Genomic DNA, 12,190 nt, shown 5'->3' on the forward strand with positions numbered 1-12,190 from the left:
TGGCTCACAGAGAGCGAGCCAGTAAATAGAAATAATTAAGCTTTAGCGGCTTTTGATGACTTAGGTACCCCAGTCTCTGCCATTTTATTACGGCGCACAGCCCACACCATCAGCGCAATTCCACCTATGATCATAGGTGCTGATAATATTTGCCCCTGTGAAATTCCCAGAGAGAATGCCCCTTCGTACAAACCTATGTGCTGGTCCGGCTCTCGGAAGAACTCCACAAAAAACCGAAAGCTGCCGTACCCTAATAAGAATAAACCACTTACCGCGCCAATAGGCCGAGGCTTGCGGGAATAAAGCCATAGTATTAAGAACAAAACGACGCCTTCAAGAGCGAATTCGTACAATTGTGAAGGGTGGCGAGGTAAGGGCCCGGCTCCAGGGAAAATAACGCCCCAGGACACATCCGTAGTACGCCCCCATAGCTCGGCATTTATGAAGTTACCGATACGCCCAGCCCCTAAACCAATGGGCACTAAGGGCGCGATAAAATCACCCACTTGTAAAAAAGTACATTTTGCTTTGCGCGAGAACCACCAAAGTGCAGCAATAACACCCAACAAGCCGCCATGGAAAGACATGCCCCCAGTCCAAATTTTAAATAAATATAAGGGATCAGAGAGGAATAACTCGAATTGATAAAAGAGTACGTAGCCAATTCGCCCTCCTAAAATAACGCCTAAAAAGCCCCAGAATAATAAATCGCTTAGTTGCTCTTTCGTCCAATTAGTACGTGATAAACGCACGCCAGCCAACCAAAACGCAGCGGCAAATCCCACCAAATACATTAAGCCGTACCAGCGCAAGCTCAAGGGCCCAATGCTAAAGATGATTGGGTCTATTTGTGGAAATGTAAAATAACTACTTACCATGTTGAATTTTTATCCTAATAACATTCGTAGACTAACAATGACTAAAAAGCCGGCAAAAATTTTCTTTAAAAGTTTCGTGTCCAAGGAGCGGCCTAATTTCGCCCCTATGTTGGCAGTAAACACTGACGTCAACACTATCCCAAAGGTGGCAGGCAAATAAATGAAGCCCACAGACCACTGGGGTAAATGTTCGTTATTCCAGCCTGCAACGATAAAACTGGCGGAACCGAACAACGCGATGACTAAGCCACTAAATGCAGCACAACCAATTGCTGCTCGCACATCAACCCGACACCACAATAACGCGGGCACCATGATAGCACCCCCACCGATTCCCATAACTGAGGAAATGCAACCAGTTATGACACCAATCAATAGCAACAGTTGTTTCGTCACGTCTCGTTTCGCATTTTTGTTGCCCAAGAACACCATTTGCACTGCAATAAGCAGCACCAAGGTGGCAAATAACGTTTTTAATGATTGTGCTGAAATGACGGTAGCAAACTGAGGGCCGATTATCGCTCCTACTGAAATACCCAAGCCTGTCCAAAGCAAATAGAACTGGCGCAAGTTACCTAACTTATAGTGTGCCCTTGATGAAGAAATAGCAGTTAACACGATAGTAGACAAGGACGTAGCGATCGCCATTGGCATGGCAACTTTTAACGGTAGGTGTACGTATTCGGTAAGCAGATACAGTAAAGAAGGCACGATAATGAGCCCTCCGCCTATGCCCAACAGCCCAGCGAATAAGCCAACGAACGCACCTAATAAGGTACATACCAAGAATATAAGTAATGCAGGATCCACTTTTATTACTCCCGCTAAATACCCGCGCGGATCAAGCCGCCAAGACCAATCGATTCAAGATAAAGGTTTACCCGTTCGCGCACGTCTTTCGGGTCGCTCATGGTTAACACTTCATTAAGTAATGCTTTCGCATCATTCAAATTAGCGCTGCGGGCAACCCATTTTATTTTGAGTAAGCTATGACTGTTCATACTTAGTTTTCGGTATCCCATCGCCATTAATAGGATTGTTCCGCCAGGCTCCCCGGCTAATTCACCACATAAAGTAATGGGTACGTTTAAGTCGTTGGCTTGCTGCGCAATATTGTACAGCGCTGCTAACACAGCCGGATGATAGCTATCATACAGCTCAGAAACCCGCGCGTTATTTCTATCGACTGCCAGCAAATACTGGGTTAAATCATTGCTGCCCACTGAAAAGAAGTCGACAATTTTTGCTAACTGAGGCAGTTGATAAATAACCGCCGGCACTTCAAGCATCACACCGATTTTAGGATGATACAGCGTACCATCTTGAACTTTCGCCTCTTCTTGCACTTCGAAAAAGGCCTGACTTATTAACCTCTTGGCTTCTAGCACTTCACTTACCGATGTGATCATAGGCAACATAATTTGCAAGTTTTGCAACCCGATACTGGCGCGTAACATGGCGCGAATTTGCACCAAAAACACCTCTGGATGGTCAAGTGTTAAGCGGATACCTCGCCAGCCTAGAAAAGGGTTTTCCTCAGTCATAGGGAAATACGGCAAAGGCTTGTCACCGCCTACATCTAACGTACGCATGGTGAAAGGTTTGTCTGGCTCAGCGCTTAACATTGCTCTATAGAGTTCAACTTGCTCTTTTTCGGTAGGGAAACGCTGACGCATCATAAACGGAATTTCAGTACGAAATAGCCCCACACCATCAGCGTAACTAGAGTAGGTATTTTCGATATCGGCCGACAGCCCTGCATTTACCAATAGGCTAAGCAAGCAATTATCTTTCGTTACGGCTGGCAGGTCGTCTTGTGCAAGAATTTTATCACTTAACAGCTTTTCTTCATGTATAAGCTGCTGGAATTCTCGTTCAATGGTCTGATTAGGCGAAACAATAATCCCGCCGGTGTAACCATCCAGTAAAATGTCTTTGTTATCGAGTAGGGATAGTGGAACACCTGTCACCCCCATAACCGCGGGAACACCCAATGCTCTAGCCATTATTGCTGCATGAGAGTTACTAGAGCCACGAATCGAAATCAGGCCGCAGAGCTTACCTTTAGGGAATTCAGCAAGCATGGTCGCCGTCAGCTCTTCTGCTACCAAAATACATTTTTCTGGCAGCTCTTCACGCGTTAAACGGCTGGTATCAAGATTAAGGAGATTCGCTAAAATGCGATTGGAAAGATCTTCTACATCCACTGCGCGTTCACGCATATAGGCATCGCTCATGCCTTGGAACTGAGTGATATAGTTTTCAACCACCATTTTTAAAGACGTTGCAGCATCCCATCCAAGTGTTATTTTCTGCTCTACTTCACGGCCTAAGCTGTTCGCATCCAGTAGATGGTGGTAAAGGGTGAAAATAGCTTGCACGTCATCGGGCACCTCTCCTTGAATTCGCTGAGATAAGACCTCAACTTGCTCCCGAGTTTGCATAACCGCAGAGCGATAATTCTGTATTTGGGTTTCCCGATCGCCACTGCGTTTTGGTACGTGGTTGCGTAGATTAACCAGTAAATTTTGTACCACGCCAACCCCGGCCGCTAAACCCGAAGAGCCCGGCACACCCTTGACACTTTTTATCTCATTTTGTTCGGGGTGGTCATCGCTCAAGCTAAATCGGCCACGGGCTTCAGCATTAACAATTTCAACGGCCAACTGCATTGCGAGTGTCACTAGGAACGCTTCTTCATCTTGGCTAAAAAGACGCTTTCGTTGCTGTTGTAGTGTCAGCACGCCCAATACTTTTCGTTGATGAATAATAGGCGCACCTAAAAAGGCGTGATATTGCTCTTCTTGTACTTCAGGATAATGTTTAAATCTGGGGTGGGTTTGCGCATTACTTATGTTGATTGGCTCTTCGCGCTGGCCAATTAAGCCGATCAGCCCTTCAGAAAACCCTATCGATACATTTCCAATAGCAGATTTCGCCAGGCCTTCTGTGGCTCGCAGCGTAAAGTGCTGCTTTTCGTAGTTGGCTAAATATATGCTGACAGAGTCGACCTTGATGGCCTCTTTAAGACTCTTTGCCACACCGCTAAGCGCATCATCTAGGACGGGAGTTTGATTGACCTCTTTAACGATGCGTTTTAGCTTGGTTAACATATTAACCCTTTAGTTTTTGCGTCTACGTTTACTTCTTTGGCCTTGGGCCGGTTTACTGCTCAGTGCCATTGCCGTAGGCGCAAACTCTTTCATTGCTCTGCGGTACACTTCACGTTTGAAAGACACCACATTACGTACTGGATACCAAAAACTAACCCAGCGCCAGTCATCAAATTCAGGATGACCAGATTGCAGCAAATCAACGTCTTGCTCTTTGCAGGTCAGTTGTAACAAAAACCATTTTTGCTTTTGCCCAATACAAACAGGTGCGCTGCCCTGACGGATCAAGCGCTTTGGTAATTTGTATCGCAACCAATTTTTGGTTACCGCTAAAATTTTTACGTGTTCTGGTTTTAGTCCAACTTCCTCATAAAGTTCGCGGTACATGGTTTGTTCAGCAGTTTCACCTTCATCGATTCCGCCTTGCGGAAACTGCCAAGAATGTTGACCATAGCGGCGGGCCCAAAAGACCTGACCTAAGCTATTGCAAATCACTATGCCAACGTTGGCGCGGAATCCTTCGGCATCAATCACTTAGACTCCCGAGAATTCAATTCTTTTATTGATTGGCATTCTTCCATAAACTACTGACTATGCATAGAATAATCACAACAATTTACTGGCTCTTAGCCCTAAGCTACATAACAAGTACGCTGACAACGACCTATTCGTGGAGCTTTCTACATAAAGCGGCCCCGATATTACTGCTAGGCGTCATCGCGGGAAAACAAACAGATTTGCCAGCAAGATGGTGGTTAATAGCGGGCATATTGTCCAGCGCCGCGGGCGATATGCTACTTGCCTTGCCTCTCAAGCACAGTTTCATACTGGGCCTTAGTGCATTTGCCTTAGCACACATTTTATACTCGATATTCTTGTTTCGTTGGCGAAATCTTGACCGTTTAAATTTACTCACCGTCAGTTTATTTTCGGCGTATTTAGTGGCCATGCTGTTTCTGCTGCTACCTGCAGTCGGCTCGCTTCAACTGCCGGTAATAGGCTATTTTGTTGCCATAAGTGTAATGTTTATCAGTGCGCTTGCAGCGAATACGCAGGGATATGCATTACGCTTAGGCGCATTGTTGTTTGTGGTATCTGATAGTTTATTGGCCATTAATGCCTTTATCACGCCGTTACCTTTGCAAAGCGTACTTGTCATGAGTACCTATTACGCGGCGCAATTTTTTATCGTGAAGGGCTGCATTCAATTAGTAAAAGTGCCAAGGGGGAACGAGTTTGTCTAATAATCCATCACAAATTAAAGCCCCACCAAACAGTATTGACGAATTGCTTGAACGCGCTGGATCACTGGCAGGGCTGACCTTAGGCGAGTTAGCACAAAGCAAGAATATTCGTGTTCCCAACGATTTTAAGCGTGAAAAAGGCTGGAGTGGTCAGCTACTTGAGCTGGCTCTAGGTGCCGAAGCGGGCTCAAAAGCGCAGCAAGATTTTGCCAGTATAGGCGTTGAACTCAAAACCATCCCCATTGACGTAAACGGGTATCCTCTTGAAACGACTTATGTTTGTTATGCGCATTTAGTTGATGTGGCAGGTATTCACTGGGCCACCAGTAGCGTGCGCAATAAGCTAAATAAAGTCTTGTGGGTTCCCATAGATGGCAGGCGCGACATCCCCCCAAGCGAGCGCGTTATAGGCACACCATTTTTATGGTCCCTACAAGGTCAACAAGAAGCGTATTTGCGCCAAGATTGGGAGGAAATAATGGACATGATTGCCATGGGGGACATTGAAAAGGTAACCGCGCGCTATGGTGAGTATATGCAGTTACGCCCTAAAGCTGCGAACGGCAGCGTCTTAACCGATGCTATAGGGAAAAATGGCCAAATCATTCAAACTCGCCCTAGAGGATTCTATTTAAGAAAAGAATTCACCCGTAAAATTTTACATGACTACTTCTCGTGACAATCCCCTAAATGTAAAGCGTTCAGGTACGAAAAAGGCGTCGAAAGACGCCTTTATAATTCGTAATCCGTGCTACTGAGGGGTTCTGAGTACCATCAAACGTATTTCAGTCATGTCGTCCATGGCATAGGTAATACCTTCACGTCCTAGCCCTGACTCCTTCACACCGCCATAGGGCATGTTATCCACACGCCAGCTTGGCACATCCCCAATCACCACGCCGCCAACGTCTAACTCATCCCACGCTTTGTGCGCCTTGTAAATGTCACGTGTGAAAATACCGGCTTGTAAACCAAACTGGCTGTTGTTCACTTCTTTTAATGCTTCATCAAAATCACTGAACGAACTGATGATAGATACAGGACCAAATGCTTCCTCTGAATTAACCGTTGCATCGTGCGCCACGCCTTCGAGCAAAGTAGCTTGCAACATAGCACCATCGCGTTCACCGCCGGCCAATACGGTCGCGCCACTTTTCACCGCTTCTTGGATCCAATCATCTAAACGCTCAGCTTCAGATTCAGAAATCATAGGCCCGATGAAGGTATCTTCATCAAGGGGATCGCCGTGAACCAAATTAGCCACTTTTTCCGTATAGCGCTGCTTAAACTCGCTATACAGTTTTTCATGCACCAATATACGTTGCACGCTGATACAGCTTTGTCCTGACTGATAATAGGCACCAAAAATAATGCGTTCGATGGCATCATCAAGGTCTGTGTCTTCATCGACCACGCAAGCAGCATTACCGCCTAGTTCCAAAATGACGGGCTTTTTACCGGCTTTGGCTTTTAGCTCCCACCCCACTTGAGGTGAACCGGTAAAGCTAAGCAATTTAAAGCGCTCGTCGGTAGTAAATAAGTCAGCGCCGTCACGGCTGCACGGTAGTATCGAAAACGCCCCTTCTGGTAAATCCGTTTCCGCTAAAATTTCACCTATGATAATGGCCCCAAGAGGTGTACGGCTCGCAGGTTTCATCACAAAAGCACACCCTACTGCTAGCGCAGGGGCTATTTTATGTGCCGCCAAATTCAACGGAAAGTTAAACGGCGAGATAAACGAGCATGGCCCAATCGGCACATGTTTATACTGCCCTTGGTAACCTTTCGCTCGAGGGGTGATTTCTAGATTAAGCACTTCACCTTTCATACGCACTGATTCTTCGGCGGCAATTCTAAAGGTATCGATTAACCGAGTCACTTCACCTCTCGCATCTTTAATTGGCTTACCCGCTTCAATACACAAGGCATGCGCCAGTTCATCAAAGCGCTCTTCAAAACGTTTAACGCAGTGATTTAAAATAGCCTGACGCTCATAAGGTGCCATTTTGTTTAGCAGGGGTTGAGCTTTCTCGGCGGCATCTATTGCTTTATCAATCACCTCGGCATCAGCCAATGCAGCATACGTGGCTACCTCGCCCGTGTACTTATTGGTGATTTTCAGATCGCGATTGGCATACACCGCTTTGCTCGCAAGATAATAGGGATATTCTTTCGCTAACATTCTGTATTCCTTATAGTTGTTGACTACGTTCACGGAGAGTTTCGTTCAACGTTTGGTCATTAAGGCTATAATCAACGGGCACATCAATGACATGCACGCCAGGCTCAGATAAACATGATTTCACCAGCGGTAATATTTGATCCGCCGCTTCTACTCTCCAGCCTTTCGCACCGTAGCTTTCTGCATATTTCACAAAATCAGGGTTGCCATAATCCAAACCGTAGTTAGCAAACTGCATGTTGGCTTGCTTCCACTTGATCATGCCATAAGCGTCATCTCTTAGAATGATGACGACTATGTGCAAATTCAACCTTACGGCCGTTTCTAACTCTTGGCTGTTCATCATAAATCCGCCGTCACCACACACTGTCAGCACAGGTTTATCAGGATGAACCATTTTCGCTGCCATCGCTGAGGGCAGCCCTGCGCCCATTGTGGCCAAGGCGTTATCAAGCAGTAAGGTGTTGGTCAGTGCCGCGGGGTAGTTGCGCGCAAACCAGATTTTGTACACGCCGTTATCCAGAGTGACGATGCCATCACGTGGCATGGCTTCGCGGATGTCTTTAACAAACCGTTCAGGTAAAACAGGGAAACGATCGTCATTTTCGCTTTCCGCTTTATGATCGAGATACGCCTGATGCACTTTTTTGAAGAAACTAAACTCCCAATTACTTTGCTGCTGAATTTGCTCTTTTATTTGCCAGATACTGTTCGCAATATCACCCACTACTTCTAACTGCGGGAAATACACAGGGTCAACCGCAGCGGGCTCAAAGTTAATATGAATCACCTCACGGCCACCGTGCTGCATAAAAAACGGCGGTTTTTCAACGACATCGTGGCCAACGTTGATGATTAAGTCTGAACTATCGATCACTCGGTGTACAAAATCGCCAGAGGAAAGCGCAGTGTTACCCATAAACAATTCATGTGATTCATCTAATACGCCTTTACCCATTTGGGTAGTGACATAAGGAATACCGGTTTTTTCAACGAATTCTTTGAGCATTTTGGAGGTGAGTTTGCGGTTTGCTGCCGCGCCAATAAGCAATAATGGAGAGCGTGCGCCCTCTATCATTTCAATTGCCTTATTAATCGCTTTGTATTCAGCGATGGGGCGGCGAGAAATGCTAGGTTTAAGTAACTGAGCTTGGGTGGTTTCTGCCGCAATATCTTCTGGTAATTCGATATGCGTTGCACCAGGGCGTTCTTCATGAGCAAGACGAAATGCTTCACGCACCACAGATGGAATGCGATCACCACTGACCACCTGTGTGGTGTACTTAGTAATCGAACGCATCATGTCCACAACATCAATGACCTGAAAGCGCCCCTGCTTGCTGGTTTTCACCGGTTTTTGGCCAGTGATCATCAACATGGGCATTGCACCTAATTGAGCGTATGCACCGGGAGTCACCAAGTTAGTTGCGCCGGGGCCAAGTGTCGATAAACACACACCCACTTTTCCGGTTAATCGACCATAGGTGGCCGCCATAAAACCTGCGCCTTGCTCATGGCGGGTTAAGATTAATTTGATGTCTGAGTCTCGTAACGATTCAAGCAAATCTAAGTTTTCTTCACCTGGGATACCAAAAATATACTCAACACCTTCTGCCTCTAGGGCTTTAACAAATAAATCTGACGCTTTCATTTCATCTCCGCTTTGCTATTGAACGCACTCAGTACGTAGGTAATCATCTTAATCAATCACATCTTGCTAGTGCACGTGACACACACGAACGCCTTTAAAACACCTAGCATGACAGTGTTCAAAAAAGATTAAAGTTCTAAAAACCGATTACTTAAATCGATTAATTATTAGCGCACCATGCCGTTAATTCTGCTTTCACATTAGGCTCAACTGATAACAGGTGACGCTCGAGTAAAATATTCAGCGCATCGCGCATGCTTTTATCGTCTTCACCGCGTAGCACGCCCCAAGGATTGCTGCTCCCCTGGTGTGCGTCATACGCATTTATTGCATCTAAGGCACCCCATATGACCTTGCATGCTGCAAGTTTATTGCGCTTGGATGGTAATCCTATGTCCTTCGCGCTCATTGTGTCGTGAATAAGTTGCGGCATTGTCACTTTTTTGGCTGCATCATCCTGACGTGCAGGTGAGTCTTTTCGTATTGCATTCTCACTCGTTGCAGTCAAACACAGCGCTCCTAGCGACAATTGCACGTGCATACTATGTGGTTTAGCTAACACAGAACGTAATCTAGTTAGCACGTTAGCAGTTTTATTGAATTCGGCCAGTTTACAATTAACCTGTCCGTGATAAGGGGCCTTATGCTGAGTCAGAAAATCGCTGGTGTGCAAATGCATAGCATCAAGCATCAAATCTGCTTCTTGGTATTGCACAGATAAAGTATCAAGCTTGACCTGCAATGTTTGAACGACTGATGATGCCAATAAGCCAGCAGAGCCACTGTCAGCAATTATCGCCTGTGACTCAAACGCGTGCTGGTATATAGCTAAAATCTCCTGCACTAGAATGATTCCTGCGCGCATGTTACGCCAATCATTCACGCGTTGGCTTTGATAAAACGCAGCTTCTCCTTGCTGCCATACCTCAAGTGCTTGCTCAAGCATTGATACCCCATGTTGGATGGGGGAGCATTCTAATGAAACACTAAAATAAGGCGCTGGCGTATAAGTTGGCTCTGCAAGGTTGTCTGCTAGGCGATAGCCTCTAGCCGCTTTAGAGTGCAGGCCTACACGTAAGGGGGTTATATCAACAAGCTGCTGGGCCAGTTCAAAAAGCTCACTGGGTTCGCCTTGTTTAAGCTCGAGCTCGATTTCACAGATATCGACAGTCCTGCCATTCGCTGAAATAGCTCCTTGGTCAAACACTAATTCCACTTGTGTGCCGCTACCAAGCGTAATGAGATACGTGTGGCGCATAAAATCCGTTGAGAACATCAAGTAAAGGTCATCTTCCAAGACTCTCAGATCAATAGATTGTGGCCATATATCCTCATCAAACAAGGCTAATTGCAGAACAGGACTGGGCAGCGAGACATTATATTCAGGGCGTTGATGCATACCCGCGATAACACGCCCTTTGGTTTTCACCGTTTGCTCATACTCGCCGTTATGCCCCCGAATCCGAAGACCGACATCATGCTTGCGCAAAGTGCGCTGCGGGGTTTCGAAGTAGTCATTACGCAGTTGCTTCTGAGCTAAAACCGTGTAATTTAGTTGGCTTTGCGTCAACCAAGATAAAATATCTTGCTGTGCGCTTGGTGTTGCAAGCAACTTTAATTCAATTTCTAGGTCCATAGTGACTGTCATTTAATTTTAAAAAAGTACCTTACCTTTCCCTTTTATGCAGTACAACGGTGAACGGGAGGTATAAGACTAATCAGGTTCACCTATTGCCTTTCCTATAGCTAGGCCATAAGATCGAGCCAGACATTCAGAGACTATATATTTATTATGCTAAAGCGATTTTTGTTCAGTGTTACCTGCGCCTTATTTTTGTTGCCTTCCATACAGGCAAGTGCTCAACAATCTCAGGGCGAAACCCAGTATATTTCAGACGATTTATTCACTTTTTTACATTCAGGCCCAGGTAGAAACTACCGTATTCTAGGCTCAGTTGTGGCGGGCTCTGAAGTCACAGTGTTACAAACAGACAGTGACAGTAATTATGTAGAGATCGTCGATGATAAAGACCGGACAGGTTGGGTCGACGGTGAATTTGTTAGTCCTCAAAAAAGTTTGCGTGAACTCGTCCCTGGCTTGCAGCAACAACTTGCCGATGCCACACAGAGCAATAACGCTCAACAAGATGAGAACGACAGTTTACGACAGCAATTTTCTGAGTTGCAGTCGCAAAATGACAGACTGACGAAACAACTTAAAACCTTGGAACAGCAAAACGCTGATTTTAGTCAGAAATTGGATGCGGCCGACCAAACTGAAAAAATGCAGTGGTTTACCCGTGGCGGTATCGTGGCGCTTATCAGCTTAATTCTAGGGGTTATAGTCGCTTATTTGCCCAAGAAACGACGCAAAAGTGATACTTGGATGTAGTTTATAATCAGCTAATGGAAGCCGCCAATGGGCGGCTTTTTTGCGTTATACCGAATAGAGTACCCACTTAAGGAATTCGTCATGCCCTCCGCGGACATATTGCTCTCTTTTGCCCTTGCTGCATTGTTACTCAGCCTTTCTCCTGGGCCGTCTAATTTGTACATAATGGCGCGCAGCATTAGCCAAGGGCATGTTGCGGGTATCGCGGCTGCAGGCGGAATGGCGGTTGGCTCGCTGGTGTATGTGTTAGCAACGGCTTTTGGCCTAGCGGCAATCTTTATCTATTTTCCTCTGGCATTTATGCTATTGAAACTAGCTGGAGCTGCCTACTTGCTTTACCTAGGGTGGGTTTATTTGTTCAGCACTAAGCACAGTGATGAAAGCAAACCTAGAGTAACCATCATGACTATTCCACGCATTTTTATGCAAAGCATCATCGTCGAATTGACTAATCCTAAAACCGCATTATTTTTCATCGCGTTTTTACCACAATTTATTCAACACGATGCTGGCTCAGTCATTTTGCAGTTTGCCATATTAGGTGGCATGTACGCACTTATCGCTTTTATGTGTGACATTTGCGTGGCAATGCTAGCTGGCAAATTGGGTTCGTGGCTTAACCAGCATCCCGCATTCGAGGTATGGCAGAACCGGCTTAGTGGTGGGCTCCTTTTATCGTTAGGAAGTTATATTGCGATAGATGAACTACTAATACGGGACTAACTTCATG

Annotated in this window: 11 protein-coding genes; 4 read left to right on the plus strand and 7 right to left on the minus strand. The window is 45.8% G+C overall.

Going from position 1 to position 12,190, the window contains the following annotated elements:
* Positions 1-35: 35 nt before the first annotated feature.
* From lgt to rppH, 4 genes are read right to left on the minus strand one after another with little or no spacing between them, the layout of a single operon-like run.
* Entirely contained in the window at positions 36-878 is an 843-nt protein-coding gene (lgt, locus tag PATL_RS19670; protein WP_011576552.1) for a prolipoprotein diacylglyceryl transferase, read from the minus strand.
* A gap of 9 nt (positions 879-887) precedes the next feature.
* A complete protein-coding gene (locus PATL_RS19675; protein ID WP_011576553.1) occupies positions 888-1,688 on the minus strand; it encodes a sulfite exporter TauE/SafE family protein in 801 nt (266 codons plus the stop codon).
* Between the two features lie 14 nt (positions 1,689-1,702).
* Complete coding sequence (gene ptsP / locus PATL_RS19680) at positions 1,703-3,991, minus strand: phosphoenolpyruvate--protein phosphotransferase (RefSeq protein WP_011576554.1); 2,289 nt, start codon at positions 3,989-3,991, stop codon at positions 1,703-1,705.
* A 9-nt stretch (positions 3,992-4,000) separates the two neighbouring features.
* Positions 4,001-4,525 carry an RNA pyrophosphohydrolase gene (rppH, locus tag PATL_RS19685; protein ID WP_006994712.1) on the minus strand — a complete coding sequence of 175 codons (525 nt, stop codon included), beginning with the start codon at positions 4,523-4,525 and terminating at the stop codon, positions 4,001-4,003.
* 59 nt (positions 4,526-4,584) lie between these two features.
* Between rppH and PATL_RS19690 the strand changes: the two genes are divergently transcribed.
* Both PATL_RS19690 and mutH read left to right on the plus strand, forming a co-directional pair.
* Positions 4,585-5,235, plus strand: coding sequence for a lysoplasmalogenase (locus PATL_RS19690; protein WP_011576555.1), 651 nt, complete (start codon positions 4,585-4,587; stop codon positions 5,233-5,235).
* Positions 5,228-5,914: a DNA mismatch repair endonuclease MutH gene (gene mutH / locus PATL_RS19695; RefSeq protein WP_011576556.1), complete on the plus strand. Its 687-nt coding sequence runs from the start codon at positions 5,228-5,230 to the stop codon at positions 5,912-5,914. Before PATL_RS19690 ends, mutH begins: the two co-directional genes overlap by 8 nt.
* A gap of 72 nt (positions 5,915-5,986) precedes the next feature.
* Here mutH and PATL_RS19700 read toward each other — a convergent pair whose 3' ends face one another.
* The 3 genes from PATL_RS19700 to PATL_RS19710 form a co-directional block, all read right to left on the minus strand.
* On the minus strand, positions 5,987-7,417 hold the full coding sequence (locus PATL_RS19700) for an aldehyde dehydrogenase family protein (RefSeq protein WP_011576557.1): 1,431 nt from the start codon (positions 7,415-7,417) through the stop codon (positions 5,987-5,989).
* Positions 7,418-7,427: 10 nt separating this feature from the next.
* Positions 7,428-9,068 (minus strand): acetolactate synthase large subunit, encoded by a 1,641-nt coding sequence (locus PATL_RS19705; RefSeq protein ID WP_011576558.1) that lies wholly within the window; start codon positions 9,066-9,068, stop codon positions 7,428-7,430.
* Positions 9,069-9,228: 160 nt separating this feature from the next.
* Complete coding sequence (locus PATL_RS19710) at positions 9,229-10,704, minus strand: inorganic triphosphatase (RefSeq protein ID WP_041714113.1); 1,476 nt, start codon at positions 10,702-10,704, stop codon at positions 9,229-9,231.
* 156 nt (positions 10,705-10,860) lie between these two features.
* Here PATL_RS19710 and PATL_RS19715 point away from each other — a divergent pair, with 156 nt between their 5' ends.
* Entirely contained in the window at positions 10,861-11,460 is a 600-nt protein-coding gene (locus tag PATL_RS19715) for a TIGR04211 family SH3 domain-containing protein (RefSeq protein ID WP_011576560.1), read from the plus strand.
* 81 nt (positions 11,461-11,541) lie between these two features.
* Positions 11,542-12,183: a LysE family translocator gene (locus PATL_RS19720; protein ID WP_011576561.1), complete on the plus strand. Its 642-nt coding sequence runs from the start codon at positions 11,542-11,544 to the stop codon at positions 12,181-12,183.
* The last annotated feature ends 7 nt before the right edge of the window (positions 12,184-12,190 follow it).

Origin of the sequence: Paraglaciecola sp. T6c, assembly GCF_000014225.1 — a bacterium.
GTDB classification, from domain to species: Bacteria; Pseudomonadota; Gammaproteobacteria; order Enterobacterales; family Alteromonadaceae; genus Paraglaciecola; species Paraglaciecola atlantica_A.

Coding starts and splice junctions, on each gene's coding strand:
- PATL_RS19720 (WP_011576561.1), top strand. CDS start 11,542: ATGCCCTCCGCGGACATATTGCTCTCTTTTGCCCTTGCTGCATTGTTA.
- PATL_RS19710 (WP_041714113.1), bottom strand. CDS start 10,704: ATGGACCTAGAAATTGAATTAAAGTTGCTTGCAACACCAAGCGCACAG.
- PATL_RS19715 (WP_011576560.1), top strand. CDS start 10,861: ATGCTAAAGCGATTTTTGTTCAGTGTTACCTGCGCCTTATTTTTGTTG.
- PATL_RS19700 (WP_011576557.1), bottom strand. CDS start 7,417: ATGTTAGCGAAAGAATATCCCTATTATCTTGCGAGCAAAGCGGTGTAT.
- PATL_RS19705 (WP_011576558.1), bottom strand. CDS start 9,068: ATGAAAGCGTCAGATTTATTTGTTAAAGCCCTAGAGGCAGAAGGTGTT.
- PATL_RS19690 (WP_011576555.1), top strand. CDS start 4,585: ATGCATAGAATAATCACAACAATTTACTGGCTCTTAGCCCTAAGCTAC.
- lgt (WP_011576552.1), bottom strand. CDS start 878: ATGGTAAGTAGTTATTTTACATTTCCACAAATAGACCCAATCATCTTT.
- ptsP (WP_011576554.1), bottom strand. CDS start 3,991: ATGTTAACCAAGCTAAAACGCATCGTTAAAGAGGTCAATCAAACTCCC.